This is a genomic window from Arthrobacter humicola (assembly GCF_022803015.1).
GTDB lineage: Bacteria > Actinomycetota > Actinomycetes > Actinomycetales > Micrococcaceae > Arthrobacter > Arthrobacter humicola_A.
Window position 1 is genome coordinate 62,089 of sequence record NZ_JAFKON010000008.1, and the last position, 26,980, is coordinate 89,068.

Annotated in this window: 29 protein-coding genes; 15 read left to right on the top strand and 14 right to left on the bottom strand. The window is 64.4% G+C overall.

All coding sequences use genetic code 11. The features are described from left to right. Window positions 1–58: 58 nt before the first annotated feature. Window positions 59–838 (top strand): enoyl-CoA hydratase, encoded by a 780-nt coding sequence (locus ARTB_RS15660; protein WP_223914579.1) that lies wholly within the window; start codon window positions 59–61, stop codon window positions 836–838. Window positions 839–874: 36 nt separating this feature from the next. Here ARTB_RS15660 and ARTB_RS15665 read toward each other — a convergent pair whose 3' ends face one another. Both ARTB_RS15665 and ARTB_RS15670 read right to left on the bottom strand, forming a co-directional pair. Beyond that, complete coding sequence (locus ARTB_RS15665; RefSeq protein WP_243181382.1) at window positions 875–4,054, bottom strand: bifunctional cytochrome P450/NADPH--P450 reductase; 3,180 nt, start codon at window positions 4,052–4,054, stop codon at window positions 875–877. 252 nt (window positions 4,055–4,306) lie between these two features. Beyond that, entirely contained in the window at window positions 4,307–4,513 is a 207-nt protein-coding gene (locus tag ARTB_RS15670) for a hypothetical protein (RefSeq protein WP_243181383.1), read from the bottom strand. 102 nt (window positions 4,514–4,615) lie between these two features. Here ARTB_RS15670 and ARTB_RS15675 point away from each other — a divergent pair, with 102 nt between their 5' ends. The 3 genes from ARTB_RS15675 to ARTB_RS15685 are packed head-to-tail and all read left to right on the top strand — an operon-like array spanning window position 4,616 to window position 6,025. Continuing rightward, window positions 4,616–4,801 carry a hypothetical protein gene (locus ARTB_RS15675; RefSeq protein ID WP_243181384.1) on the top strand — a complete coding sequence of 62 codons (186 nt, stop codon included), beginning with the start codon at window positions 4,616–4,618 and terminating at the stop codon, window positions 4,799–4,801. Continuing rightward, the gene (locus ARTB_RS15680) at window positions 4,792–5,043 is read left to right on the top strand and encodes a hypothetical protein (RefSeq protein ID WP_243181385.1); all 252 of its coding nucleotides are present in this window, start codon (window positions 4,792–4,794) and stop codon (window positions 5,041–5,043) included. The genes ARTB_RS15675 and ARTB_RS15680 overlap by 10 nt, the downstream gene beginning before the upstream one ends. Before the next feature lie 28 nt (window positions 5,044–5,071). Then, the gene (locus ARTB_RS15685) at window positions 5,072–6,025 is read left to right on the top strand and encodes an IS481 family transposase (RefSeq protein WP_243181386.1); all 954 of its coding nucleotides are present in this window, start codon (window positions 5,072–5,074) and stop codon (window positions 6,023–6,025) included. A gap of 13 nt (window positions 6,026–6,038) precedes the next feature. On the opposite strand, the gene ARTB_RS15690 is transcribed toward ARTB_RS15685, so the two are convergent. The 5 genes from ARTB_RS15690 to ARTB_RS15710 form a co-directional block, all read right to left on the bottom strand. After that, window positions 6,039–6,212 (bottom strand): hypothetical protein, encoded by a 174-nt coding sequence (locus ARTB_RS15690; RefSeq protein ID WP_243181387.1) that lies wholly within the window; start codon window positions 6,210–6,212, stop codon window positions 6,039–6,041. 412 nt (window positions 6,213–6,624) lie between these two features. Continuing rightward, window positions 6,625–6,879, bottom strand: coding sequence for a hypothetical protein (locus ARTB_RS15695; RefSeq protein WP_243181388.1), 255 nt, complete (start codon window positions 6,877–6,879; stop codon window positions 6,625–6,627). Window positions 6,880–7,056: 177 nt separating this feature from the next. Further along, window positions 7,057–7,728 carry an RraA family protein gene (locus tag ARTB_RS15700; RefSeq protein WP_243181389.1) on the bottom strand — a complete coding sequence of 224 codons (672 nt, stop codon included), beginning with the start codon at window positions 7,726–7,728 and terminating at the stop codon, window positions 7,057–7,059. Window positions 7,729–7,855: 127 nt separating this feature from the next. Further along, window positions 7,856–8,842, bottom strand: coding sequence for a hydroxyacid dehydrogenase (locus ARTB_RS15705; protein ID WP_243181390.1), 987 nt, complete (start codon window positions 8,840–8,842; stop codon window positions 7,856–7,858). A 7-nt stretch (window positions 8,843–8,849) separates the two neighbouring features. Beyond that, window positions 8,850–10,175 (bottom strand): MFS transporter, encoded by a 1,326-nt coding sequence (locus tag ARTB_RS15710; RefSeq protein WP_243181391.1) that lies wholly within the window; start codon window positions 10,173–10,175, stop codon window positions 8,850–8,852. Window positions 10,176–10,371: 196 nt separating this feature from the next. Between ARTB_RS15710 and ARTB_RS21785 the strand changes: the two genes are divergently transcribed. Next, window positions 10,372–11,895 (top strand): IclR family transcriptional regulator, encoded by a 1,524-nt coding sequence (locus tag ARTB_RS21785; protein WP_243181392.1) that lies wholly within the window; start codon window positions 10,372–10,374, stop codon window positions 11,893–11,895. A gap of 417 nt (window positions 11,896–12,312) precedes the next feature. Beyond that, window positions 12,313–12,861 carry a recombinase family protein gene (locus ARTB_RS15720; protein WP_243181393.1) on the top strand — a complete coding sequence of 183 codons (549 nt, stop codon included), beginning with the start codon at window positions 12,313–12,315 and terminating at the stop codon, window positions 12,859–12,861. 87 nt (window positions 12,862–12,948) lie between these two features. Here ARTB_RS15720 and ARTB_RS15725 read toward each other — a convergent pair whose 3' ends face one another. Together ARTB_RS15725 and ARTB_RS15730 are read right to left on the bottom strand one after the other, a co-directional pair. Beyond that, the gene (locus ARTB_RS15725; protein WP_243181394.1) at window positions 12,949–13,332 is read right to left on the bottom strand and encodes a hypothetical protein; all 384 of its coding nucleotides are present in this window, start codon (window positions 13,330–13,332) and stop codon (window positions 12,949–12,951) included. Window positions 13,333–13,436: 104 nt separating this feature from the next. Further along, entirely contained in the window at window positions 13,437–13,949 is a 513-nt protein-coding gene (locus tag ARTB_RS15730) for a VOC family protein (RefSeq protein WP_243181395.1), read from the bottom strand. 73 nt (window positions 13,950–14,022) lie between these two features. On the opposite strand from ARTB_RS15730, the gene ARTB_RS15735 reads away from it, so the two are divergent. Beyond that, the gene (locus ARTB_RS15735; RefSeq protein WP_243181396.1) at window positions 14,023–14,835 is read left to right on the top strand and encodes a helix-turn-helix transcriptional regulator; all 813 of its coding nucleotides are present in this window, start codon (window positions 14,023–14,025) and stop codon (window positions 14,833–14,835) included. Between the two features lie 69 nt (window positions 14,836–14,904). On the opposite strand, the gene ARTB_RS21980 is transcribed toward ARTB_RS15735, so the two are convergent. Further along, a complete protein-coding gene (locus ARTB_RS21980) occupies window positions 14,905–15,354 on the bottom strand; it encodes a recombinase family protein (RefSeq protein WP_439954139.1) in 450 nt (149 codons plus the stop codon). Between the two features lie 83 nt (window positions 15,355–15,437). On the opposite strand from ARTB_RS21980, the gene ARTB_RS15745 reads away from it, so the two are divergent. Beyond that, window positions 15,438–15,824 carry a PadR family transcriptional regulator gene (locus tag ARTB_RS15745; RefSeq protein WP_243181397.1) on the top strand — a complete coding sequence of 129 codons (387 nt, stop codon included), beginning with the start codon at window positions 15,438–15,440 and terminating at the stop codon, window positions 15,822–15,824. Further along, complete coding sequence (locus ARTB_RS15750) at window positions 15,821–16,537, top strand: hypothetical protein (protein WP_243181398.1); 717 nt, start codon at window positions 15,821–15,823, stop codon at window positions 16,535–16,537. Before ARTB_RS15745 ends, ARTB_RS15750 begins: the two co-directional genes overlap by 4 nt. 223 nt (window positions 16,538–16,760) lie before the next feature. Here the strand turns inward: ARTB_RS15750 and ARTB_RS15755 are convergent, their stop codons facing one another. Further along, window positions 16,761–17,546 carry a hypothetical protein gene (locus ARTB_RS15755; RefSeq protein ID WP_243181399.1) on the bottom strand — a complete coding sequence of 262 codons (786 nt, stop codon included), beginning with the start codon at window positions 17,544–17,546 and terminating at the stop codon, window positions 16,761–16,763. 476 nt (window positions 17,547–18,022) lie between these two features. Between ARTB_RS15755 and ARTB_RS15760 the strand changes: the two genes are divergently transcribed. Next, window positions 18,023–18,187, top strand: coding sequence for a hypothetical protein (locus ARTB_RS15760; RefSeq protein WP_243181400.1), 165 nt, complete (start codon window positions 18,023–18,025; stop codon window positions 18,185–18,187). Between the two features lie 272 nt (window positions 18,188–18,459). On the opposite strand, the gene ARTB_RS15765 is transcribed toward ARTB_RS15760, so the two are convergent. Then, window positions 18,460–18,909, bottom strand: coding sequence for a MarR family winged helix-turn-helix transcriptional regulator (locus ARTB_RS15765; protein WP_243181401.1), 450 nt, complete (start codon window positions 18,907–18,909; stop codon window positions 18,460–18,462). 93 nt (window positions 18,910–19,002) lie between these two features. Further along, complete coding sequence (locus tag ARTB_RS15770) at window positions 19,003–19,809, bottom strand: DUF2382 domain-containing protein (protein WP_243181402.1); 807 nt, start codon at window positions 19,807–19,809, stop codon at window positions 19,003–19,005. Between the two features lie 266 nt (window positions 19,810–20,075). On the opposite strand from ARTB_RS15770, the gene ARTB_RS15775 reads away from it, so the two are divergent. The 4 genes from ARTB_RS15775 to ARTB_RS15790 all read left to right on the top strand — a co-directional run bounded on the left by ARTB_RS15775 (window position 20,076) and on the right by ARTB_RS15790 (window position 23,148). Beyond that, a complete protein-coding gene (locus ARTB_RS15775) occupies window positions 20,076–20,864 on the top strand; it encodes a hypothetical protein (RefSeq protein ID WP_243181403.1) in 789 nt (262 codons plus the stop codon). Window positions 20,865–20,872: 8 nt separating this feature from the next. Beyond that, entirely contained in the window at window positions 20,873–21,283 is a 411-nt protein-coding gene (locus ARTB_RS15780) for a phage holin family protein (RefSeq protein WP_279294346.1), read from the top strand. Between the two features lie 18 nt (window positions 21,284–21,301). Then, window positions 21,302–21,889, top strand: a complete 588-nt coding sequence (locus tag ARTB_RS15785) for a DUF3618 domain-containing protein (RefSeq protein ID WP_243181405.1) — start codon at window positions 21,302–21,304, stop codon at window positions 21,887–21,889. Window positions 21,890–21,975: 86 nt separating this feature from the next. Next, complete coding sequence (locus ARTB_RS15790; RefSeq protein ID WP_243181406.1) at window positions 21,976–23,148, top strand: YihY/virulence factor BrkB family protein; 1,173 nt, start codon at window positions 21,976–21,978, stop codon at window positions 23,146–23,148. Window positions 23,149–23,829: 681 nt separating this feature from the next. Here ARTB_RS15790 and ARTB_RS15795 read toward each other — a convergent pair. After that, entirely contained in the window at window positions 23,830–24,990 is a 1,161-nt protein-coding gene (locus ARTB_RS15795) for an alkaline phosphatase family protein (RefSeq protein WP_243181407.1), read from the bottom strand. A gap of 1,147 nt (window positions 24,991–26,137) precedes the next feature. On the opposite strand from ARTB_RS15795, the gene ARTB_RS15800 reads away from it, so the two are divergent. Continuing rightward, window positions 26,138–26,854, top strand: coding sequence for a DUF4397 domain-containing protein (locus ARTB_RS15800; RefSeq protein ID WP_243181408.1), 717 nt, complete (start codon window positions 26,138–26,140; stop codon window positions 26,852–26,854). Window positions 26,855–26,980: the final 126 nt, after the last annotated feature.

Sequence of the window (26,980 nt, forward strand, 5' to 3'; positions counted from 1 at the left end):
AAGCCAACGCGCAACATCAGAACCAGAACCAGACCAGCACCACCTAAGGGGACCACCCATGACGGAACAGTACGCAAACATCCTGGTGGAGCGCCGCGGCCGCGTGGGCCTCGTGACGCTCAACCGGCCCGAGGCCCTGAATGCCCTGAACAAGGCCACGATGGACGAGCTGGTGAAGGCAGTCGCCGGGATGGATGCGGACCCGGGGGTCGGTGCCGTGGTGGTGACCGGTTCGGCGAAGGCCTTTGCGGCCGGCGCGGACATCAAGGAAATGCAGTCCAAGGGCTACATGGACATGTACGCGGCGGACTGGTTCCGCGGCTGGGAAGACTTCACCCGGCTCCGCATCCCCGTCGTGGCAGCCGTGTCCGGCTTTGCGCTCGGCGGCGGCTGCGAGCTGGCGATGATGTGCGACTTCATCATCGCCGGGGACAACGCCAAGTTCGGCCAGCCGGAAATCAACCTTGGCGTGCTCCCCGGCATGGGCGGCTCGCAGCGCCTGACCCGGGCAGTGGGCAAGTCCAAGGCGATGGACATGATCCTGACCGGCCGCTTCATGGACGCCGAGGAGGCCGAACGCGCGGGCCTCGTGTCCCGGGTGGTCCCCGCCGCGGACGTCGTCGAGGAGGCGCTGAAGGCCGCCGAGGTGATCGCGTCCAAATCCAAGCCGGTGGCGATGGTGGCCAAGGAAGCGGTGAACGCCGCGTTTGAGACCGGGCTTGCTCAGGGCGTGCTGTTTGAACGGCGCGTGTTCCACTCGCTGTTCGCCACGGAGGACCAGAAGGAAGGCATGGCCGCCTTCACCGAGAAGCGGCAGCCGGAGTTCAACCACCGCTAGGCGGCACCGGCCGGCCGCGGGAGCAGCCGGCCGGCCTCAGGTGAAGATGTCGGCCACGTACCTGCCGTGGGTGCGCTCCACTTCATCCATCCAGGCCTCGGCATCCGCCTTGGAGGCGCCGGTCGCTTCCTGGTAAATGAGGGCGCACGTGTCCCTTACCTGCGGCGCCATGTGCTTGCCGTCGCCGCAGACATAGACCGTGGCGCCCTGCCGGACCAGCTCGACGACGTCGGCCCGGTCTGCCCAGAGCCTGTCCTGGACGTATTTCAGGCCGTCCTCGGGTGCGGTGGAAAAGGCCGGCCGCAGATCGAGGTTGGCTTGGTCCGCCCACGACGCGAGTTCCGAGCGGTAGAGGAAGTCGGTGTCCGGGGCGCGGCAGCCGAAGAACAGGAGGGCAGGTGCCGGCGTCGTCTCCTCGGCCTCGGCCCGCAGCGCCCGGTCCTGGACGAACCCGCGGAAGGGGGCTAGCCCCGTCCCCGCGCAGACCATGATGAGCGGGACCGCCAGGGAGGGCGGCGGGTGGAAGGCCGCGTTCGAGGGGCGGACAGTAACCGCGACCCTTGACCCGGGCCTGGCCTGGGCGAGGTAGGTGGACGAGGCCCCTTCGAAGACCCCGCGGCCGGACCACGCCGGAGCCTGGATGACGGCGAAGGTCAGGGTCACGTGGTCGGGGCTCCAGAGCGGGGACGAGGAGATGGAGTACCGCCGGGGGGTCAGCTGGGTCAGCAGTTGCAGGAACGAGGTGAACGACAGCTGGCATGACGGATACGTCTCCAGCAGGTCAAGGAGGGAAACGCGCTTGTCGAGGACCTCGGCCGCGTACCGCCCGCGGTCCTGGGCCAGGGCCTCAAGTTCGGCGCGGTGGGCAGGATCGGCCGCGACATCCGCCAGGTCCTCGAGCTGGGTGCGGGTGGCGGGGACTGCGAGCTCCACGTAGCTGCTCAGCAGTTCGCCCACGGCCACCGGCGCGCCCGTGGGCAGGAAGGTGTCCCCGCGTTCCATGGTCAGCTGGACGTGCGAGTCGTAATCGAGGTTGAAACGGGCCAGGGCCCGCTGCACGAGTTCGCTGGGATTCAGGGGCAGCACGGCCAGATAATCCCCGGTCCGGTAGCTCATCCCCTCGGGCAGGGCGATCTCGACATGCCGCTTGGACCGGGCGCCGGGCTTGGCCAGATCGACCAGTTCCCGGTTCGCGACGACGGTGCCCAGCGCCAGCCCGTTCTGGCGCAGCATCGGGTCCCGGACGTTCCCGACGAACTGCAGTTCCAGCTCGGGCTGCGCTGTCGGCGGGCTGGTTCGCTGCCCCAGGGCGGCGTCCACCGCGGGCCAGAATCCCGCGTACCACTCGTCGAAATCGCCGAAGAAGTCGCCGCGGGCGTTGGCCTCGCCCCGGGCATAGATCCGCGTGGCACCAGCAGCCTCGAGCCGGGCGTCGATGGCCTTGGGGACCTCCTGGTACGTCCTCGCCCAGTCCTTATTGCCGTTGCCGAAGACCGTGTACCGGACCCCGGCGAGGGTGCCCGGCCGCAGGCCCTCGGTCCAGGCCACGAATTTTCGGGCGTTGTCCGGCGGCTGCCCCTCGTAGGAGGACGTCACGATCGCGACGAGCCCCTCCGTGGGCAGCCCGCCGGCCGCCTCGTCGAGCGGACCGATGGTGGGGCTGTAGCCGCGCCGTCCGGCCTCGTTGGCGAGGCGCTGGGCGAAGTCCTTGGACGTACCTGCATTGGAACCGTAGAGCACCCGGATCGGGACGCCGTTGGGCGCGGCGGCCGCCGCTGCGGCTTCGGCCTCCCGGGCCCGTTCGACCTCGGCCCGGGGGCCGGCCGCGATGGTGACGTCCCGCCTGCGCACGTGGATGAACAGCCCTTCAGGCTTCATGGTCAGCGTGTGTTTGATCTGCAGCTCATAGCCCGGGTCCGCCGCCGTGACCTCGAAGCGCTGCAGGAGCTTGGCCAGGAAGAGCATGGCCTCCTGCAGGGCAAATCCCCGGCCGATGCAGGAGCGCTGCCCGTTGCCGAACGGCTTCCAGGCATTGGCGGGGATTTCGGCGGCCCGTTCCGGGGAGAACCGCTCCGGGTCAAAGATGCCGGCGTCCTCGCCCCAGGCCGCCTTGTCCCGATGCAGTTGCGGGATCAGGACCATGATGGGCTGGCCCGCGGGGACTTCGTAGCGGCCGCCGAGCGTCGTGTCCTCGTAAGGAGTCACGTTGAACGCCGGGGCGGTGGGCCACAGCCGAAGCGTTTCCTTAAGGATCTGGTCCAGGTACCCCAGCCGGGGCAGGTGCTCGAACCTGGCGCTTTCGGTGCCAAGGACCTCGTCCACTTGTGCGCGCGCCTTGGCCAGGACGCCCGGATGGCGCAGCAGTTCGTAGAGTGTAAAGGACAGCAAGCCGCTGGTAGTCTCGTGCCCGGCAATCAGGAATGTGACCATCTGATAGCGGATGTTTTCATCGGATAAACGCTCACCGGTCACCGGGTCCGCCGCGCTGAGCATGGTGTCCAGGATGTCTTCGCTGCCCGGCGGGCTGGGGTTGCGCCGCCGGTCGCTGATGATCTGTTCGGCGACCTCGAACATCAGGGCATGGTCTTCCTCGAGCTGGTGCCGCCTGCGCAGCATGATCTTGTTCTGCACTGGGAGCCTGCGCGCCCGGTCCCCGGATTCAACCAGGGCGCGGACCATGGCGCCGACGAACGGGTGCATCTCCTCCCGGTAGAGGCTGTTGAACCGGTAGTTGAACGAGCACAGGGCGATGGTGTCCAGCGTCAGGCGGGTGGTGCTGTCCGGAATGTCGATCCGCGCCGTGGGGCCCAGCCTCTCCCACTTGAGCAGCAGTTGCTCGACGATGTCGTCCATGCCGGCGAACATCCGCTTCAGCGCTGCGGGCCCGAACGCCGGCATCAGGATCCGGTGTGCCTTTTGCCAGTTGGGTTCCTGTGTATCTGCGGTGAACAGGCCGTCGCCGGCGAACTGCCTCACCTGCCGCAGGGCAACGCCCAGCACTTTGCCGAACCGGGACTCATCGCACACCTCGTTGACGAGCTGCTGGGAAGAGATGGCGACGATACTGCGGTTGAAGAACTGGATGCGGACTATGGGGCCGTACCGCTCCGCCAGCTCGACTATTCCCAGGATTCCCTTGCTGGAGTCGATGTCCGGCAAATTGCCGACCACCGGCCTCGTGGGGGGCTGCGGTATAGGGACGCTGGGCGAAGTCATGGCCACTCCTAGGCGATCGCCAATGGACGCGCTGTGAGCACTGCTTGCTGCCTGGCCGGACGGGACCGGCCCGGCCAGCTCCGCACCACGATACTCCGGCCACCTGCCGGGCAAAATAGGTACGGCAACCAAACGGGGTCAGCCCGCTGGGAGGCCTGCGCAACGGGGGACCTGCCTGGCGCGACACGCCGGTTGGGATCTTGGCGTTCCTGCTGCCGGCGGGGTGGGAATGTCAATCAGATTTGAGCCCACTTAGCACAGCAATCGCAGCTTGAACGGGAACCACATTTTGCCGTGGAAACGACTGAAAGGCGCTTCGCGTTGCATGGTTGTCACCGAGGCAAGGGCCGCATCACGCTCGGAGTTAGGGGACAGGATCATCTCGTTCTTCACGGCTTCCAACAATTCGACCACCGTTGCCGACGATACATGCTCGGGATTGCCCAACGTCCGGTCCATGAGGCTACGCTCAGCTTCAGTCGAATAGCGAAGCAGCATTAGATCCGCTCTGGGTCCTGGATGACTTCCGGTCCGGCCGCAGGGTTACCACCACCAACCGCGGTGCCTTGGATCCGCGGGCGCCTGAGCGGTGATGAGCCGGCAGGCTGGAGCCGCTATGACACTCCCGGCTCCACGGTCTACATTTCCGACAATGACGAGATCGCCTTCGCGGAGGTGCTGTCCGGCTACACCTTGAAGCTTGGCGCCAAGCACCCGATGCAAAAGGAGCCGACTTCATGGGGATGACCCTGGAGGACTGCGTCAAGGGCGTCAAAGACGACTGGGGCAACCAGGTCAAGATGGGTTGCCTGCCGCGGCACTGGCGCGACCGGCGCAGCACCTACCAGCTCAGCCTGGATAACGCAGGTTGGTGGGTTGATGTCGAGCACCCTGACTCCATCGCAGCCCTAGGTGTACTGAGCCGGGACGTTGTTGACATGTGGGGCTTGAAAACGAGGAGGACCTCCGGGCTAAGTGGAGCTGTCTAGTTCACACACTTGGCGCTCGGAGGTCCTCGTGTCCCACGTTAATGCCCGGTTGACGGTTCATGGAAGACTCCTGATGGACCGGGTGGCCGCCGGCCGCCCGGTCGCCCATATCGCTGCGGAGCTGGGCGTGTCCCGGCAGACCGCGTACCGGTGGGTCAGACGTTTCCGGGCCGAGGGCGCAGCCGGGCTGCCGAACCGCTCAAGCCGGCCGAGGTCATCACCGGCCCGGACGAGTTCCGACCGTGAGCAAGCCGTCCTGGACGCCCGGCGGTCGTTACGGTTCGGTCCGCTGCGGATCGCCGCGTTCACCGGCGTCCCGGCCCGGACCGTGTCCCGGATCCTGCACCGGCACGGGGTCCCGCGGCTGGCGGACTGCGATCCGCTGACCGGCGCCCCGATCCGCGCCGCCCGGACCACGGCGAACCGGTACGAGCGGGCACGGCCCGGGGAACTGGTCCATCTGGACGTCAAGAAGCTCGGACGCATCCCGGACGGCGGCGGCTGGCGGGCCCACGGCCGCTCGGAGCAGGTCAAGGGACGCGGAATCGGTTACGACTACGTCCACGTCGCGATCGATGACCACTCCCGCACCGGCTACGCCGAGGTCCTTCCCGATGAGAAGGGCGCCACCGCGGCCGGGTTCCTCACCCGCGCCGCGGGCTACTTCGCCGGCCACGGCATCCAACGGATCGAACGCGTCATCACCGACAACGCCTTCGCCTACCGCAACTCCACAATGTTCCGTCAGGCAGTCGCAGATCTCGGAGCAGTTCAGCGCTTCATCAAGCCCCACTGCCCCTGGACCAACGGCAAAGCCGAACGCTTCAACCGGACCCTGCAAACCGAATGGGCCTACCGGCAGGTCTTCACCAGCAGCAACGACCGCCAATCCGCACTTGCGCCCTGGCTCCAGCACTACAACACTGAACGAATCCACACCGGCATCGGAACCACACCCATCACCCGGGTGTCACCAACCTGATGGCTCAGTACACCTAGGGGGCGGTATCGGCGAGAAGATCAGCGATGAACTCGGCATATCTCAGCTCACCCTCGGCGTCCTCCACGGTGAGAACCGGGCGGCGACGACCATTATCGCCACGTGGATCCGCGACCAGGAGCTGGACGACGGGAGCTTGCCTCTGGGCATTCGTTTCAAGAGCAAGCATGGCGGGGGAGATTGTTGGGCGTACTGGCTGCGCCGCAGGGATGACGGACTGGACGGCGACGATATGTCCTCCGATTCGGGCGCTGCGATCCATGCCCACAATCCGGCGCTGCTGACCGTGGCGGAACGCTTGGCATCAGGATCTGGTGAGCGGGAAAATCGCCCACTCAGCCGCCGTGGCCGCCGTCAAACGTCTCTGCACCAAACGGCAACCACTGCAGCGTCGAAGCCCAATCGGTTTCGGTCGTCTCTCCAGCATCTCAAATACGATCGTATTTGAGATGCTGGAGATAGCGCCGAAATCGACTTCAGTGGGCCTCAGCGCTGTAGTAGCTGCCGTTTGATGCAGACGGCCGTTGACAAAATGCAGGACGGTGCACGATTTGCTGACCGCACTCCCGGCTCGAAGCGGTTTAGTCGTGAAGGGCGCCAGTGGTCATGCGGTAGGAGGAGATTCCTTCGAGTTGTCTGGGTTCAACCCAGACCTGGAAGCCTTGAGCGGCTTCGAAGAGTGTCCTGGTGGACTTTTCGTCGGATGCTATCCAGATCATGGAGGAGTCGGGCATCGCGTCGTCGACGATCCCTGTGCGGATGACGTCACCATGTTTCTGGATTTCGACCGGGGCGCCGATGAGGCGTGCCCATTCGTGATGGCGGTATCTGGTCATCTCTCGTTTTCCTCGGTCTTGGTGGGCGATGCGGAAGTGGACCTGATGCGGCGTGGCCGGGGGTGGCCTCTGGGCTTATGCCACAGAGGCCACCGGTGTTTCTGTCGATGACATCCCGGCCGGGAGTCGGGGAGGTGGTGATGGCGGCGGGTTAGACGATGAGCGCCGCTGGGGTTCTTAGTTGGTGCTTGCCATGGCCGGCGCTGCTGCATGTACGGCGGAGTTCCGTATTCTCACCCGGAGATCTTCCTCGAATTTGTCGATGTCTGCGAGCCTGGTGAGGATGCCCTGGGCGCGTTCGACGGGTATGACGGCGACCCCGTCATCGTCGGCTGTGATGAGGTCGCCGGGGTTGACGACGGTGCCGCCGCAGGCCACCGGCACGGAGACGGCTCCGGGCCCGTATTTGGCGGGTCCTGCCGGTGAGGCCCCGCGGGCCCAGACGGGCAGGCCAAGTTCCCTTATTGCCGCGCGGTCGCGGGTCAGTCCGTCGATGATGACACCGGCGATGCCTTTGGCGAGGCAGATTTCGGCCAGGAGATCGCCGAATACGGCCCGTGTTGTTCCTCCGAGGGCGTTGATGACCAGCACGTCACCGGGTTCGGCGTCGTCGAGGGCGCGGTGAATGGCCAGGTTGTCGCCCTCCCGGGTCAGCACGGTCAGTGCCGGACCCACACACCGGGCGTTGGCCCATTGTGATGCGATGCCGGTGTCCATGAGGTTGAGCCGGTCCATGGCGTCACCGACATTGGCTGTGGGGTACCTCTTCAGGCTTTTGATGAGCCCTGAGGGAGCGTTGGTTGGACGGGGGCTGACGGTGAGTGATTTGGTTGATGCGTCGATAAACATGGTGTCTCTCGCTAGCTCGATCGGTGCGAATTTGGGCCGCTGCGTCACGCAATGAAGCGGTTCTAGGGATTGGTTCGGGCCGGGCATGCGCGCCGGCTGGTGGGACGGCACGACGTTCTTCCCTCTGTTAGGCGTGGGCGGGGGCAGCGATGGTGTTCACTGCGTGTGCTGGCCGCTGGCCGGCGAGGGCCTGCCGGATGGCCTGCAGCGCGCCGCTTCCGGCGGCAACAAAGGCCTCTTCGCTTTGGCCGGCGACATGCGGGGTCACGATCAGGTTCGGCACCCCTGCGATCTGGATCTTGGAGTGTGCGATGGGGTCCTTCATGTCCACGGACTCCCCTTCAAGGACATCGAGCCCGGCCCCGCCCAGATGGCCGTCCTGCAACGCCCGGGCCAGGGCTTGTTCATCAATGAGGCCGCCGCGGGAGGTGTTGATCAACACCGATCCTGGCTTCATTCGTGCCAGGGCCTCGGCATCAATGATTTGGGCGGTCTGTTCGGTCAGCGGCATGTGCAGGCTGAGAACGTCAGAGCCGGCGAGAACCTCATCGATAGTCGCCGGAGAGGCACCTGCGGCCTGGATGGCGGATTCTTCTACGAAGGGATCGTGGACCAGGACATGCATGCCGAATCCCTGCCCAATTCCGGCGACCATGCGGGCGATGTTGCCGAATCCGAGCAGTCCGAGGGTGCGGCCGTGCAGTTCGAAGCCGTTCATCTGGGGTTTGGCGGACGCCCATTGCCCGGAAGTGGTTTGGGCGGCCCCGTAGGGGACCTTCCTTGCCAGGGAGAGCAGGAGGGCGAAGACGTGCTCGGCGACGGCGCGGCTGTTGCTGCCCGGAGTGGTGGTCACCCAGATGCCTGCGTCGGTGGCCGCCTCGATATCGACGTTGTCCGTTCCTACTCCGTGGCGGGCGATGATGCGCAGCCGGGGGGAACTGTCGATCTTTTCCCGGTCGAAGAGTTCGGCGCGCAGCAGGACGGCGTCAATACCGTCGCGGACGTCTTGGTAGCGGACGGCGTCCGGGCCGTAGCCCAGATGGACCTGGCCCAGCGCGCTGAGTTCTGCCAGCACATCGGTGTGGATCTCGTCAGAGACGTAAAAGGTCGGCACGGTGTTCCTAGCGGTAGAGATGGGAGGCAGGGGTCAGGGTGTTCTTGCGTACCGTGCCGAGCAGCACGGCCAGGCCCAGGGCGCCGAAGGCGATGAGCATGTAGGCCGGGATCATGCTGTTGCCCGTGCTGTCGATCAGCCAGGTAGCCACGTACGGGGCGCCGGCACCGCCGAGCACGGCCCCGACACTGTGGCCAAAGGCGACGCCGGTGTGGCGGACCTCGACGGGGAAGAACTCCGGCATGGCCGCGTAGGTGCCGGCCTGGCAGAGGGCGTAGGGCACCATGCCGAGGAGCAGTCCGAAGATCGCCAGCGACACCGAGCCGGCATTCATGAGCATGAAGGAGGGGAACGTGAGCGCGATGTAGGCGATGTAGGAGGCCGTCAGCAGGCGTTTGCTGCCGATGCGGCTGCCGAGTTGGCCGGCGAGGGGGATAAGAAGCGCCGCGGCGGTGACGGCGATCAGGACTATGGTCGCTGCCTCGGCTTTGGAGAAGTGCAGGACGGTGCTGAAGTAGACGGCCACGTAGACGGTGCCGAGGTAGGTGCCGATGTTCTGCACAAGGGAGATGAAGAAGACCTTCGTCAGGCGCGAGCGGTGGTTCCGGAACAATTCAGCGACGGGGGTCCGGGTCGTCTGGCCCTTGCCCGCGCTCTGGGTAAATTCAGGACTGTCCTCGATCTTGAGCCGCATGATCAGGCAGAGGATGCCCAGCGGGATCGCGAGCAGGAACGGGATCCGCCATCCCCACGACTCCATCTCCGCCGCGGGCACGAACGTGGCCGCCAGGGCGGCCAGTCCCGCAGCGCCGGCCTTGCCGAGGACACCAACACTGGGAATGAAGGAGATATAGAGGTTGCGGCGCTCGACCGGGGCCCACTCGCGGATATAGGTGGCCGCGCCGCCGATCTCACCGCCTGCGGACATACCCTGCAGCATCCGCAGCAGGCCCAGCAGGATCGGTGCCCAGATACCGATCTGCGCGTACGTCGGCAGCAGCGCAGTGAACCCGGCAGCTGCGCTCATCAAGATGACCGAGCCGATGAGGCTGGCACGCCGGCCGTAGCGGTCCCCGATGCGTCCGAAGAAGATCGCGCCCAGCGGCCGGACCAGAAAGGCCGTGCCAAAGACCAGGAAGGTATTGAGCAGGCCCGCCACCGGATCGCCGCTGGGGAAGAACACCACGGCGAGCGTCGCGGCGACATAGCCGAAGACACTGAAGTCGTAGTACTCGATGAAGGTGCCGAACGCCGCGACAGCGGTGGCCTTCTTCGCTTTTTTCAGATGAACGGCGTCCGCTACCGGGGGAACGGACTGACTAACCTGGGGCATCTTTGCTCCTATAAAAAATGGGACAGTGTCCTAATATGTATTTCAAGTGTGATGTGCGCCATGGTGTGCTGTCAAGCGCCCATGGCGGGGACGAATGCGTCTGTCCCTCCACCGCTGCCGCCTTCGCTGACGGTAGCGTGGTGAAAGCAGATCCGGCCCCGAGGGGGACCCGGAGTATCAAGAGAGTGGTGGAACCGTGGTCAGCGAGAGTGGCGTAGCAGGGAACGAGCGCATTGTTGAGGTCCTGCACGCCTTGGTGACCCGCCCAGATGCGACCGGCGTACGTGAACTCGCACTGGCCTTGGGCGCGAGCCGCAGCACCGTTAACCGTGTCCTGCTCGGCCTGGAAGAACACGGGCTGGCGGCCGTCAGCGGCAACGGAAACTATCAGGTCGGACCGCGGCTGCGTGTCCTAGGTGCCGCACTGCACGCACGCCACCCGCTGCTGCGCAGCGCTGAAGCGATCATTGAACGCCTGGGCGAACAATCCGATGCGACTGTCCTTATCGCTGTTCACGACGCACCACGACCCAGCGCCGTTGTTGTCGCTTGCCGGCGGCGGCCCGGACCCATCAAGTATCTGCTCGAGCCCGGGACGGTCTTGCCCCTCCACGCCGGCGCAACCGGCCGCTCGATCCTGGGCCGACTGGGAATCGGCGCCCTGGGTGAACGGCAGCTGGAGGCGCACACTCCCGATACCGTCACCGAGCGCGCCGAACTGGAACGACTCCTCACCGAGGACCGCCGCGCCGGATACACGATCAGCGTCGGGCAGCAATTTCCCCTGGCCGCGGGTGCTGCAGCGTCATTTCAATGTCACGGACTGACCGGATCCGTCTCGATCACCCGTCCACGCTTTCTCACCGGCGACGAGGACCTTGCCCGCTTCGGCCCGATGGCGCGGCAAGCGGCCCGCGACATCGAAGCCGCATGTGCCGGAAATCAAGCATCGGGGAATCTGACACCCATCACGTACCCTCCCGGTTCCACTGCCGTGGAACGCCTTGCCCGTCTGGTCACCGCGCTGGTTGCCGAACCCGACGGGCTGCACACCGGCTACGAGCTCGCGCGCGGAATTGGAGCCAACATAGCCACCACCAACCGCCTGGTCTCCACCGCCCTGACCACAGGACTGGCTCTGCAGCACCACGACACACTGCACCCCGGCCCCCGCCTGTTTCACTGGGCAGCCCATCTGGGTCCTTCGGTGGACACAGCTGTTGTCGCACATCCCATTCTCCGCGGACTTGCCAAGGAATCCGGTGAAACCATCGGACTCATCCAATTCCATGCCGACACCAGACAGGCCGTGATGACGACAGTGGTGGACGGCGTCCGGCCTCTGCACTACGGTCTTGCTTCAGGTGTGGCTATTCCCCTCTACGCCGGCGCAGGCGGGAAAGCCATTCTCGCCCACTGTCCCCCCGGTGATCTTGACGCGCTCACGCTCGAACCCCTCACCGAACGCACCCAAACAGACCGGCGAGCCCTCGAAAACGATCTCCAAACCATACGGGAGCGCGGATGGGCGACCGGCGAGGGTGAGCGCATTCCCGACGCCTTCGGCGTCAGTGCCCCCTACTTCGTCGACGGCACCATCGCTGGATCCATCACCGCCACCGTCACCAGACTCCGCCTGCCCGAACTCGACGTAGAGGCCCTCGCTCACATGGTCCAGCGTTCAGCCCAGCAGCTCACACGCACCCTTTCAGTCCCCTAAAACAGCGCCGGTCAGACGTCACGCCGGACCCCTCTGCTCGATGGCCGGCAGCCGACGCAGAACATCCTCGCCAGATGTTCGAGGTGTGCCGGGACCACGAAGTCCGGGTGACGCCACAGGAGCTCTCAGGCGACTTGCACTTCCGCACGACGACACAACAAATCTTCGGGAACCTCGTCAGGAGTGAAGCTCTGAAATGGCACTCGAAGTCCTCAGTCATGCATGCCACCGCCGGGCTGGCCGTACCGTCTTGAAAAGGATCCAATACTGAGACGCTCGGATTGCTTTTGAGGTGGCGTGAGGAATGGCGAGGAATTGGCGGTTCGACACGCCCTTCCACAGTCTCAGAATGCCGTCCAACAACAGATTGCCTCATAAAGGCAATTTGATCGGGATTAAGAGAATGGTGGGTCGGCCGTGGCCGTTATCGGGTACGCGAGGGTTTCCACCGCGGAACAGAACCTCGATCTGCAGCTCACTGCACTCCAGGCCGCCGGCGCAGCCCGGACCTTCGCCGATAACGGCGTCAGCGGTTCCACGGTGGAACGCCCTCAGCTGTCCAGAGCTCTGGACCGGCTGGAGGCCGGCGACGTACTCACCCTGTGGAAACTGGACCGCCTGGGCCGCAACACTAGGCACGTCCTGGACATCATCGAGAACATCCGGGAGAGGGGAGCAGGCTTCCGGGCCCTGACCGAAGGACTCGACACTACCGGGCCCATGGGCACCGCAATGCTGACGATCATGGCCGCGTTCGCGCAACTGGAGCGTGACACGATGATCGAACGCACAAGAGCCGGCCTCGCAGCGGCCGCGGCCAACAACCGCCACGGCGGAAGGCCCCGCAAAGTCGATGACGCGGCCGCTGCCCGGGTCAGACAACTCAAGGGCAAAGGGGTCAGTGCCTCCGACATCGGCAAGATGCTCGGAGTCTCCCGCGCCACGGTTTACCGGTACCTCCTCTAGGCCCAGCAGCTACAGCTTGAGGTCCAGTTGAATCTCGCGAAGAGTTTGCGGTTTCGGGCATTAGCCCTGGTTCTCAGGGGGTGATTTTCATATTTGGGTTTTGAGGGCTTCTTCGTAGAACGCAAGACGGGTGGCCGCGCGTGCCATGTCGTGCTGGTCCTGGATGAACGAGTAGGCGATCCAGCAGCCGGCGAGAAGGATTATCAGGGCTATGCACAGAGATGAGGCGAAAGGTCCTACCCATGATGCTGTTGCCGGGCCGAGCAATGGGAGGGCAACCAGGATGACGCCAACGTAAAGCGCGGTGTAGGCGCCCAGGCTGCCGCCGCTCAGGTGCGCTGCACGGGTGCGGAGAGTGCGCAAGTCTTCGAATTGTTTGTTCTCGTCCAGAGCGAGGAAGGCAGCGATGTCCTGGCGGGTTACTTCCGGAAAGCGGTGTGACCGCAGTCCGCGGCGGGTGAAAGAGTGCATGCTGGAGAGCATAGTTGCAGCCTCTGTCAGCCCCTGTGAGCCGTAGCGAAAGTCTTTGTTGTGACACCGATCGTGATGAAAGTTGTGGGCTGGGATGCGCCGGTTCAGCTTTGCTTGGCGGCCCAGTCGGCAACGCGCTGTGTGCTTTCCTCTTCGGAGAGGTCCTCGACCCGAGTCATGATGGACCAGCGCACACCGTAGGGGTCGCGGATGCTGGCGAATCGGTCTCCTGACACAAAGGTGGACAGCGGCTCCCGGATGGTAGCTCCTGCCCGCTCGGCGCGCGCGACGAGGGCGTCCGCATCCGCGCAGTAGAAGCCGACGGAGTAGCAATCATCCTCGCCGTTCGGCGCCGGGACGAGGTGGTAGTCCGGGTTGGGCTCACCGATTTGGAGCCGTCCCTGACCGAAGTCCAGCTCGGCGTGGACCACCATTCCGCCGATCTCGGTCGCATTGACGGTGCGGGCGCCGAAAACGTCCTGGTAGAACGTGATCGCCTCCTTCGCCGAGGGAATCGCAAGGAATGGCGTGAGGCTCGTGAAGCCGTGCGGGATGCCGGATGTTGTGTGCTTGCCGTCGGCGGCTGCGGTCAGTTCGGGGCTTGTAGTATCACTCATAGATCTCACGGTACGCACGCGTCCGCCCAGCGGCTTGGTGAATTGCGACAGCCTGGATAAGGAGTATCCGCCCATGGTGGTTTCGTTCAAGGGAATCCTCTACCCTGCCCGGCTTCCCACGTTTCACCGTGTGCCCGCGCCGGAGTCCGTGTCGGACCTGGTGCAGTGGTTTTGGATCCCCGAATGGGACATTGAGCCGGGGCACACGTCACGCCAGCATCTGATCGCATTCCCTGCATCCAACCTTGTTGTCCAGAAGGATCGTGTTGAGTTCGCAGGCCCGACAACACGTGGATCACATCGCGACCTCACAGGCCGGGGCTGGGCGGTGGGGGCTCTCCTGCGTCCCGCGCTGGTTCCGCGTTTCACGCACGATCCAGGGAGCCTGCGGGATTCCCAGCTGCCACTGCCGCTTGCGGATCTGCATGCCTCAGTGTCGGAGCCCATGGGCGGACCCGATCCACAGGAGCGTCGGCAACACGCTGTGGAGGCTTTCGCTGGTTGGCTGGTAGCGCAGCGTCCGGAGGTGTCAGAGGAGGGCATTCTTGCCAACGCGATGATGGACATTATCGGAACGTGCAGCGACGTGCTCCGCATTGAGGACGTTGCGGCGCGTCTGTTTGTGTCGCCGAGAACCCTTCAACGGGTGGCGGGGAAGTACATCGGCCTGAGCCCGTCCGCGCTCATTCGACGGCGCCGCCTGCAGGAGGCCGCTGATCGGTCACGGACCGACCAGGCTGCAGACCTCGCGGGGATAGCTGCCGAATTCGGCTACACCGACCATGCCCATATGACGAACGACTTCCAAAAGACCCTGGGATTCACGCCAAGCACGTACCGGCGGTCAGTCCTCCAGGATCGTGCCGGGAATCAGGGCGGGGATTAGGTCCACGCGCGCTGCTGCCCTTAGGCGAGAAGTTTCCACTAGACGTTCCCTCTGAGCCGACTCGTTCTCTTAACCCGATTCGGTGTATCGAAACCTTTGTGCCTCAAAACCCCAGGGATACGAGACGGAGGGATTAGGCCAGGCCCTCGCGCCGTGCTCTGGGCGCCATTTAGCGATCACAAAACGACGCCAAATAGCGCCGAAAGTCACGGTTTCGCCGAGTCCGGGCCGTTCCTTGTTTCTGCCGGTCAGTCCGTGGTCGACGTAGATCCGCTCAACGGGGACGCCAAGGGCGGCTAGGCCGTGGCGCTGCGCGGTCAGATCCTGGTCATTGGTGGACGCCCGGCCGTAGCCGAGGATGTGCGCAGTTGTGGGTGCAACTGCAGCTGTTGAGTCACCTAAGCGGGACAGTTTTGCGGGCGGGGTATACGCGAATCCTGGATCCCAGCATCTGTATGGGATTTTCACGGCGGGGGAGCGGGTCGAGGGTGTCGCGGTGGGGGACCGGCTTACGGGCATGTGCTGGTGTCGCACCCGGTGCCCATCCACGCCCAGCTGAAAGTGGTCTTGACAGGCTAACTACTTAGATAGAAGATCTAGTCATGAATGTTCCTGCCTCTGATCCGCAACCCACAGGAAGCGCGGACTGGCCAAGTGATTGGCTCCGGGCCACGCTTGGCTTCCTTGCGCTCCGTGCACTATCCGCCGGGCCCTCTTATGGATACGCGATCATCAGCGAACTAGAGCACCATGGGTTCGGCACCATAAAGGGCGGGACCCTGTACCCACTCCTCACCCGATACGAGACTGCCGGCCTGGTAACCACGGAATGGCGGGCCGGCGACGGCGGTCCCGGCCGCAAGTATTTCGCGCTGACAGATCAGGGCCGCGCCGAACTCACCCGCCTGAGCGCTGACTGGCTCCGCTTCGCCGTCACCAGCACCCATTACCTCGACCCCGAGCGGCTCACGAAGGAGATCCCCGCATGACGCAGCAGACCAACGATAAGAAATGGTTCGACCAGCTCGTCATGGAGCTACGTCTACGCCAGGTGCACGGGAGCGCCATCGGAGACACCATCGCAAGCACAAGGGAGCTCCTCGGCGACACCGGCCAACGGGCCGAGGAAGCGTTCGGGCCAGCCCGAGACTACGCTGCCGCGCTTGAACTCCCGTCCGAGCCGAAGCACGACTGGGTGCGAAAAGCACTCTGGCCGTCACTGCTCGGACTCCTGGCCTTCCTGCTCTTCAATCAGGCAATGGTGTCCTGGACACGGTCGGAACCGCTGCTGGTTTCACCGGCGCAGCTAGCCCTCCTCGCTACACCAGTCGTTTTCCTGGCCTTCCTGCCGCTCTACCTCGACGCCTTCATACGGCGCATCTGGGTCTGTATCGGAATCACCGCTATTTGCGTCCTGTCAGGTCTCCTCTCAGCCTTCGCGACCCCTTCGAGCCGGGCCGAAGCATGGCTGGCGATCGACCCGCTGCCCTGGCTCATAGGCAGCGCTCTCGTGATGGTGGCACTTTCAACCATGAACACCATCCGGTCAGCCCACTCCGAGGACGACAACGACATCACCGATCCGCTCTCCGGGACGACGGACATCACCGGAAGAGGCGCGCGGGCAATCGTTCAGATAACTAACTGGTTGTTCCCAATACTCGCCATCGCCATGCTCGGCCTAGCGCTGTCATTCCGCTAGATCAGCGGGATGCCTGCAAGCATCCTGTCGCGGTGGGGGATCGGCTTACGTGCAGCAAAGGCCACAAATAGCGCTGTGAAAACGCGGCCATTTAGCGCTGCGACTCACAGGCCAAAGCAGAGCGAAGGGGAGGAATGCCGTTCCAGCAGGGCAGGCTCAGAGCGGGAGCCAGCAGTGACTGCTCAAACTCGCCAGTCCTGGTACCGCACGGGAAAGGTGCGTCCTAGGGCTGGTAGTACTCCTCTGTCGGAGTAAAGCCCACACGGTCCACTTTCCGGTGGTAGTGAACCCCGGTGAGTCCGCCCAGCACGGCGCCTATCAGGGCTATGGCGGCCACCGCGATGGCCGCAATGACGCCATCTAGACTCAGCGGCCCCTCGACCAGTGGTAGGCGAAGGAAACTGTTGATCGTGGTCAGGACATTGAATTGTCCCATTAACGCCAGCAGGGCCCCCGCACCGGATCCGATGACGCCCCACAGCCAGACCATGAGCCCCTGGCCGACGCCGTTGAAACGCGCCATCCGTCCTGCCACGTATCCACCCGAAAAATAGGCGAGGAACTGGAGCGACAGAAGTATGAACATACCGGTCATGTCATCTGACGATTTCTGGCCAGCTCGGGCGAGCGGGTCCGTGACGGGCAAAATACCGGCCCTGCCGGCCGCCGTAACCAGAGCAACTAGCAAAACAGCCATTGCGGTCGAGACCAGCCAGCCGAAGAAGGCCGAGCCGATCTTGATGCCGCCGAACCGCTCCTCTTCTCGGGCGACCACGGTTTCACGGACAGCGGTGGCCGGGTCTTCCGGCAACATGCCGTCGACCGGACTGCCTGTTTCATCGAAGTACCCGTCGTTCTCCCCATCGGGGAAAACACGGTCCGTCTCTTCGTAGAGGGCGTCAGTACTGTGGTCAGAAGCGCGACTTTCCGTTTGATCCAGGGGTTCAGGAGTGCCGTCCCAGTCTGCGTCGAACCGTCGCGCATCATCAGGACCGCTTGCGCTGCCCATCACGCATCCTCCCTTAAGTGATCTGCCGGGCCCACTTCTACTAGGCTCACTCCCCGGGTGAACCGTGCCGGACGCTATTAAAACTACGCGCACTCAGCCCGGTTCACGAGGGGCTTTTGGGCCCGACCTAGTGTCTGGTGGTCGAGCCGAGTCGGTGTGAAGGCCGCGGACCGGGCGTTTAGGCCGAAACACGCAAGACGGACTAAGCCGGTCTCGGGCCCCCTGCTTCCCCTCCCGCCAGTTGGTTATTGCGGCCGCGCGGCCTGAGGCTCCGCTGCTTCGAGTTCATATGTGTGCAGACGAAACGGCGTCAACCGGGGGTGAAGAAGGCACCGGGCCATGGGTCTAGCACTACGGCTGGACAGCATGGATCAGCGGGGGTGTCCTATTAAAAGGTGCGGTGGAGTTTTGCAGGACATCGACGTGGCGGGGGGAACTCTCCCGAAGCGACGTCAGAATCGATTTTCTTCCGCCCGGTGAGCAGACTGAGCACGGATCACCCGTTCCTCGCAGGGCGCGTCGAGGCAGGGTCCTTGGCCATCCGCGTCAGCGCCGAATTGGCCATCCAGTTCGGTGAGCTGGCACGGGGGCTGCAGCAGGAAGGGCTGGGTGCCGTAGATGAATTCCTTCGCCGTGGCTGACGGCTTTCCTGAACGCGTTGTTGCGCAGAATAATCTGTTTTCCGTGTCTGTCGTACCGGTTCGTCGTAGGCCGTGAGGCCGGGTGCAGCACCCAGATGTGCCCCGCGGGCGGGAGGTAGATCCGTAGGCCTCCGGCTCCGTTCCTGGACCCCGAAGCCCACGAACAAGCCCTGCCCCGGGCCCCATGGATCAATCGGGAAATCGGAGGAGCGGGCGCCGTGGTTTCTCCCGGCATGGACCCGTGAGGGCGTCCCACCTGACAGTGTGTCGTGTCAGTTGCGGGGCGGACCCTGCGCTTGTCGGGGATCTTGGAAGGTGTTCACGAACCGGGAGAGTTGTTCGAGAAGGTTTTCCCATCCGTCGAAGTCTGGCGAGACGGCGGCGCTTTCAGCCTCGAGGGCTGCTTTGAGTGCCGCTTCCCCGGCGTCAGTTATCTCTACCTGGAATTGCCGCCGGTCATGGGGGTTTCGTGTCCTCGTGATCAGGCCTCCCGCCTCCAGACGGGCAAGCACGCGGCCCAGGGTCTGGCTTTGAACCTGGACCTTCGCGGCGAGCTGTTCTTGGTTCATGGGGTGGGGTGATACGGCTTGGAGGGCGATGACTGCGGCCCGGGTCAGGCCCAGCGGGGCAAGTGCCTCATCGAGGCGGCGCTGAACCAGGCGCGCCGCCGTAGAGAGGAGCAGGTAGCCGTCCCGGGCGTTGACCTGGGGGTCGAGGGGCATCGATTACGGCCTTCCGTGAGCGGGACGAGGATCAACCAGAAGGGGCAGGCCAGGGGTCCGGCGTTAGCCGTACCCCTGGCCCGCCCACGACCGCTATCGGCGCGTGCCGTCGTCGCCGTCGGTTTCGATCCGTTCCTTGCGGATGTCCTCATCGACGGTTACTTCGTCGGTCACGGTTTCCGTATTGAGACGGACCCGTTCGACCGGGACGGTTTCCTTCTCAACAACGGGGCGTTCCTCGTGGAGGACGACCTCGTGTTCTTCCTCGCTGATGTCCGGGCCGGACAGCGCCGACCCGCGGTTGGCGTCCGTGATGGGCTCACGTTCGAGGCGGACCTCTTCACGCTCCACGGGAACGGTCTGGGTGACATTTTCAGTGGTGACGTACTTGCGCAGCCGCACCCGTCCGGCAGCCTGCCGTTCGGTGCCGACGTTCAGGCGTTCCTCCGAACGGGTCATGGCATCGTCGGTGGTGGGTCCCGAGGTGTCGCGCCCCACGGCGCCCCCGCGGGTGTCCGCGTAGTCTGCGTCGCGGTAGTCCCCGTCCCGACCGGCTGCCGCATCGGTGTACGTCCGGTTCCCGTCGCCGATGCCGTAGTGGGCATAGAGCCGGTCCTCTTCGGCGCGTTCAAGGTGCCCGTCGGTGTCCACCCGGGGCGCATCCTTGACCTGGTCCTTGGTGTACGGGACGACGAGGTCGCCGCCTTCGGTACGGGCTCCTTCCAGCGGGACGAAGGATTCGGACGTGCCAAACAATCCGGTCTTGGCCGTGACCCACGTGGGCTGGCCGTTGTCGTCGTCCGCGTAAACCTGGCCGATGGACCCGATCTTGTCCCCGTCAGTGGACAGGACGCTTCCGTTGCGCCGAAGCAGGTCATCGATATGTTCCTTGGCGAGCATGAATGTCTCCTTGGATCTGTGATGCGGTTTGGGACTGCAGCACCTTCGGGTGGAACGCTGCAGGACCCCACCATAAGCATGCTTAGTAACCGTTTGGCAAGCCTACTTACTATTTTTTCTTGTTCCGACCGGCACCTCTTGCGCAACAAACGGAAAGTATGCTTACTATCTAATTGGTAGCCGTGCTTACTAATTCATCTGGCCTAATTCATCCGGTGCCGCGCGTTCCACATTCGCCGGCGGGCCCTTCCTGAAAGAGAGCAACGATGACAGAGAATCAATGGACCCAGGCCACTCCAGAGCCGCCCACGGGCGAGTATGCGCATACCGTGGCAGCGCCCTCCGGTGGAGTGGAAAGCTCTCCCTCCACGAAAGAAGCAGCAAAGGATGAAGCCGCCGCAGTGGCGGGACACGCTGCAGGGAGAGCGAAGAACGTGGCCGAAACCGCCCAGGCCGAGGCTGCCAATGTCGCGGCAGAGGCGAAGACAAACGCCAAGGATCTCCTTTACCAGGCAAAGGCAGACCTGACGGATCAGGCAGGCGCGCAGCAACAGAAAGCCGCCAAGGGAATCCGCACCCTCTCTTCGCAGCTGCACACCATGGCAGACGCATCCGAGGAGCCCGGCGTCGCGGCTGACCTCATCCGTCAGGCCGCCGAACGGTCACAGTCCGTGGCTTCCTGGCTTGAAAACCGGGATCCCGGATCCCTGCTGGAGGAAGTGAAGTCGTTCGCACGGCAGCGGCCGGGGACATTCCTCCTGGTCGCAGCCGGCGCCGGATTGCTCGCCGGCCGGCTGGGACGAAACCTGCAAGCCGGAGCCCCGGACACGCAGCAGGCGGCGTCGAAACCCGCTCGTCTCTCGACCCCGGCAACGCCCCCCGCCCACCAGGAAACCGTCATAGCCGCCGGCTCCGGTGACCGCTTCTTCGACGAACCGGCCCTCCCCGGCACAGCGGGTCCCGTTTCGGCCCACACCCTGCCGCCGGGTACAGCAGCCGACGGATCCATTCGGGACAACGTTCCCTTTCCGGACCGGGAGGGTGGTCAGCTGTGAGCAGCCAGATGCCGGAGCCACCTCCCACAGCCGCACAGGCGAAAGCGGAATCCGCCTCCCTCGGCGATCTCCTGGGTGATGTCACACGGGACATGTCCACGCTGATGCGGCAGGAAGTCGAGCTGGCCAAGGTCGAGCTCAAGCAGTCGGCCGAGCGGGCCGGTAAGGGTGCGGGGATGCTGGCGGGCGCCGCCGTCGCTGGACATTTCGTGCTCCTGTTCCTGTCCCTGGCGCTCTGGTGGGCTCTGGGCTACGTCATTGGGCCTGCCTGGTCCGCCGTGGTTCTCGCCGTGATCTGGGGCGCCGTTGCCGCGATCCTGTCCTCGACCGGACGCAAGGAACTCAAGGCGGTCAAGGGGATGCCCCAGACCACTGAGACGTTGCAGGAAATCCCGCCCACGCTCAAACCCAACACCTAGATTCAGCGAGGAAACACGATGAGTGAAAACCCGGATGTCATCCGAGCAGATATCGAAGCAACCCGTGCCCGGCTGGGTACCAACGTCGATGCCGTAGCGGACAAGGTCACACCGTCGCACATCGTCCAGCGGCAAACTGACAAAGTCAAAGAGAACGTCAAGGACGCCGTCTTTGGAGTAAAGGAGAAAGTCATGGGCGCAGCGGACCACACTGCCGGCAACGTGCACTCGGCCACGGCCAGTACCGGTACGCACGTCGGCGACGCCCCTGCGCAGGTCAAGGCCAGGACGCAGGGCAACCCGCTGGCGGCAGGTCTGATCGCGTTCGGCGCCGGGCTGCTGGTCTCTGCCCTGATCCCGGCCAGCCAGAAGGAGCGCGAGGCCGCGGATGCTCTTAAGACGGCCGCGGAGCCGCTCACCACGGAACTGACCGAGGCGGCGAAGCACGTGGCCGAAGGGCTGAAGGAACCGGCCCAGGAGGCCGTGGAGAACGTCAAAGCCACCGCCGTCGACGCCACCGATCATGTCAAGGCCGAAGGCCAGGGTGCCGTGGCGGACGTCAAGGACCGGGCCACCGAGGCCAAGGACAACGTGCAGCAGGCCTAAGGGCTCTGATCAGGATCCGGCCGGCTGCCCCCGCTGATGCGCTGGGCGGCCGGCCTCTGCACTTAACTTCACGAAGGAAAATTTCCATGGCCAAGAACCTTTCCAATGCAGAAGATGGCACCGCCACCGACGCCGAGACAGGGGAGAGCAGCACGGCCAAAGCCCGCACGGCGCCCGCCCCCGACGATCCCCGCAAGCCCGACAGCCCCGCCGATGTCACCAAACACTCGTGGCGGTACATCGCCAAGAAGACCCTGCGGGAGTTCACCAAGGACCAGTGCCCCGACCTCGCCGCGGCCCTGACCTACTACGCGGTACTCTCGTTTTTTCCTGCCCTGTTGGCCTTCGTGTCCCTGCTTGGCATCTTCGGGCAAGCCGAGAAGACCACTGCAACGCTGCTCGAGATCGTTCAGCGCTTCGCCCCTGCCGAGTCGGTGAACGCCGTCCGGGCGCCCCTCGAGCAGCTCACCAGTTCCTCCTCGGCCGGATTTACGCTGCTCATTGGCATTCTCGTCGCGCTCTGGTCCGCCTCGGGCTACGTGGGCGCGTTTGGCCGGGCAATGAACCGGATCTACGAAGTTGACGAAGGCAGGCCCTTCATCAAACTCCGGAGCACCATGCTCGGTGTCACCGTCGTCACCGTGCTGATTGTCGCCCTCCTCGCCCTCATGCTGGTCCTGACCGGCCCCGTGGCAGAATCCGTCGGGAACGCGGTCGGCCTCGGCGGGGCCTTCGTGACCGTCTGGGACATTGCGAAATGGCCCGTGGTGCTGCTCCTGGTTATCGTCGTGATCGCCATCCTTTACTACGCCACGCCTAACGTGAAGCAGCCCAAGTTCCGCTGGATGAGCATCGGGTCCCTGATGGCCTTAGTGATCTTCCTGCTCGCCTCCGTGGCCTTCGGGTTCTACGTAGGCAACTTCAGCAGTTACAACCAGACCTACGGCACTATCGGCGGCGTGATCATCTCGCTGCTGTGGCTCTGGATACTGAACATGTCCCTGTTGTTCGGTGCCGAGTTCGACGCCGAAACGGAACGCGGCCGCCAGCTCCAGTCCGGCATCGAAGCCGAAAAGACCATCCAGCTGCCGCCCCGCGACACCAAACAAAGCGACAAGATTCAAGCCCGCGAAGAAGAGGATATCCGCCGCGGCCGCGAACTCCGCGAACAGCACGCCGACGCCGCCGGGAGGGAACAGCAGAACCACGACGACCGGAGCGCTCCACACCGAGGCTCGAGCAGAATGGACCGCACCTGACACGGAAAGTTGCCCCGACCAGAGCGAATGGATTGGCTCCCCCTTACGGACAACATCAGCCGCAGGGTTACAGCCGGCGGCGGCACAAAATGCCCGGGTATTAGGGGTCCTCGCCCCCGGTCCTAAGCTGACGCGCTGGGCCATCGGAGCGCACAAGGGCTGCTTACTTGGACTCACGAAGCCAGCACGCGTCCTAGGTACAGACTCGGGCGGCGCGCGGATACAATCAGTCCGCGTAGCTTGCGCGCGCCGGACGTCTGCAAAGTCACAGCAGGCGTGGCGGTGAGTAGGTCAGCAGCCGAATCCTCGCTGGAGCCTGGGGGATACCTTTTGTGGGCCTCTCCGGGAGACAAACGTCCTACTTCGCTGCATGTGCGGACCCAATTCAGCACCTTCATTGAGAGCCCGTGCTGCCGTTGAGCGAAGTCGATCGCTATCTGCAGGGCATCGCTCCGCGCGTTTCTCGGTGGGCCGCTCAGGCCGGCTCCATCTTTAAGGAAGGTGGAGCCGGTCTCTGGGGTGCGCTTCGTCATTCTGAGGTTGAATGACGTTGTGGCGTGCCCCTGACTGGGCTGCTGTGCCACAACGCAACAGTAGGTTCTGAAGCTGCGGTTTTTCTTGCCGTGTGGGAGCCCCGGGTCGGGGGAGCGGCGATGCTTGGAGATTCGGTGCCACGGGCGATTACAGGGCGTTGAAGACGTCCGGGCCGAAGCTGTTCAGCCCCGGCGCGCCTGCGTAGCCGAGCCTGGGTACTGAAAAGATGTCCTCGATGCTGGCAAGCAGGCTGTAGTGGTTGTACATCCTGTCCGACGTCGTGCCCCCCTTGGTGAACGGCGAGATCACCAGCGCCCCGACCCGGCCGCCGGCCGTGCCCCCGGGGATGCCCGACGGGCCGGAGGTCTTGGCTTCGGTTTCGTCGAAGGTGATCACCAGCATCCCGTCCTGTTTGTAGGCCGGGGAGTCGAGGATGGCCGGAACCTGCTGCTGCAGCCAGCCGTCGGCGCTTTCGAGACCGCCCGGGTTCCCGTCGACGCAGGGGCTGTCGTGCCCGTCATTGCACAGGTTGGGTGTGATGAAGGAAAGGTTCGGTGTCGCGTCCGTGGACTTCAGGTCATCGGCGAAGTGGGTGTAATCCACCACGTTTTTCTGGCAGTCCGGGGACGATGTTATTTCCTCAAAATACACGAACGGGTTGTGGCGCGTTGCGTATTGGTCGCCCTCCTTCGCCTTGTGGTGATCGTCCTTAGAGCCGGGCTCGGGATGCTGGCAGGGAGTGCCCATGTCCTCCATGTAGCCTTTCCAGGTCTTGCCGGCGGAACTGAGCTGGCCTGCAAGCGTCGGAACCGAGGCCGGGTACACACAGCCGGTACCCTGCACCTGGCTAAGTTCGGATGTTCCGGTTTGTTTGAACCCGGCATACACCGGGCAATCGGCGCGCGTCATGGCGTTCGAGCCCTGCCCCGAAATCTGGGCCAGGTAGTCCGGGAGGGAATTGTGGTCTATCCCGTAGTAACGGGAGAGCAGCACACCCTCGGCGCGCAGGGTCTTCGACAAGTAAGGGGCCGCCGAACCAGCACCCCAGACATCGTTGTAATCGTGGTTCTCCAGGTTGATCACGAAGACGTGGCCGGGCTTCCCCTGGGCCTGTGTGGGTTCTGCAGAGGGGGTTGTCGCAGGAGTTCCGGGGGCGGCCGTTGTCTTGTCCTGCCCCGGCGATGGCCCGCCTCCTGGCGGGGTGGGCTCACAGGCCGTGGCGGCGACCGCGAGGGTCGCAGCGAGAATCAGCGCCGCGGGTCGCGCCGCGCTGTCCAGCCCCAGAATTTTGAAGGTATTTCGGCTCATCCGTTCCGGCTTCTCTCTGGCCCAGCCCCCGGCGGACCGATTACCAAGTGGCGTTTGATGCCCAGCTAGAATCAACCTTTTGTCTGTACGCGCTGAGTAATACCTGTGGAACCCTGCGGGCCCACGTTGCATAGGTGTAAATGATGTCGAAGAAGACTGGTCGACTCTCGTTCGTGAACGTCACGCATGTGACTACCGTCCACCCCGTCTCGGTGGGCTCCGTTCAGAACGACATCTTCAGCTCCCGCTGGCCTAGACGATATGAACTGTGGTGCTCGCTGACGTAGGACTGGAACCCCGGGTTCATATCGTCCAGGACCAGGAATCCGGAACGATCTCGCCGGGAATCACCCCCAGGCCGTCCCGGATCCCATCAAGGGCAAAACGGGCCTCGCTGCGCTCGGACAGCACAAGCATTTTCATTCTTTTTGCTGCTGTCCGTTGGATCATACGTGCCCGCTACACGGGCGCAACCGTCCTGCGGACGACCGCGCACCGGATGCGTTGTGGTCGGCGCTGCGCTTATTTCCTCCCCGCAATCCATCAGGTGCTTGCCCTTCGGGTTGCGCGGGCTCCGTCGGGCACAGCTCCGCGATGCTCCGCCAGCAGGCAAAAGAACATGGTGGGGGAGAAGGAGCTGCTGATGGAATACCCGGGAACGTCGTGCGCAAGGCCGAAATCGTGAACCACGTCTGGCCCGGAAAACCCCGACCGGCGCGGCAACAACGTCGAGCTCTACATCTCCTATCTCCGGCGGAAGACCAACGCCGCCGGCCCCCCAAGTTCCACACCCTGCGTGGCATCGGCTAGCTGATCAAACCGGCCCCAACTGGGCCGGATTTCGTCGCATCAAGCAACTAGAACACCGCTGGCACCGCCTCCTCCACCCAAATTCCCCCATCCTGACGGCCCGCACCCTCCGCGCCGCGTGCGATGCAAGGTCCGATCGTAGAAGCGGACGCGGGCAGGGTGCCCCCGCGTGGTAAATCAGCGGTTACGCTGTGGACCGCGGAACCATACCCCTGCGCCAGGCAGCCGGTCCGTTAAAAAACTTCCATGCGGGTGCATCCGGGTACGGGCTTTGGCCGGTAGTAAGGGTGTAAGCACAACCACCGCCCCCATGCGGGCACCTTATGAGGAGTTGGAAATGCGCAAGACACTTACTGCAGCCGCCGGAGCGATGACGCTGCTGGCAGCACTGACCCTGGCTGCCCCCGCCCAGGCCGGCACCTGGCACCACCACGACGAAGGCACAGCGAAACTGTCCGTCCTCCATGGCGTCCCGGGCCTGACCGTGGACGTCTGGGTCGACGGCAAGCGCGCCCTGGACAACTTCACGCCGGGGAAGGTGGCCGGGCCGTTGAACGTCCCCGACGGAGACCACAAGATTGCCATCACCGGGGCGAACGCCACCAGCGCGGCCAACCCCGTCATTGGCCCCGTCACGGTCGACCTGGAAGCAGGCCAGGACTACACCGCGGTCGCGCACCTGGCCGCCAACGGCAAACCGACGGCCACACTTTTCACCAATGACACCTCGACCAGCCCGGATGGAAAGGGCAAGCTGACCGTCCGGCACGTTGCCGCCGCCCCGGCCGTCGACGTCCTCGCCGGAAGGACCGCCGTCGTCAAAGAACTCACCAACCCGCATCAAAAGACCCTCACCCTTAAGGCCGGTACTGTCTCCGCGTCGGTCGCAGCGGCCGGAACCACGTCCCCGCTGATCGGCCCGGCCAACGTCCGGATCACCGAGGGGAAAAACACTATCGTCTACGCCTGGGGCAGCCTCGCCGCCAAGAACCTCAAAGTCGCCGTACAGGTTGTGGACTCCGCCTCGCAAGGAGACGAGTGCGACGACGAGTAGGCTCCTAGGGCTCGTGCCGCCATCACGTCCTCTTGCCCGGCGGGACCGCTTCGACTGCGGCCCCACCGGCAGGCGTGCGAAATGACGTCCCGGACCACCGCCGCCATTCGACCGTGGCGGAGCTCC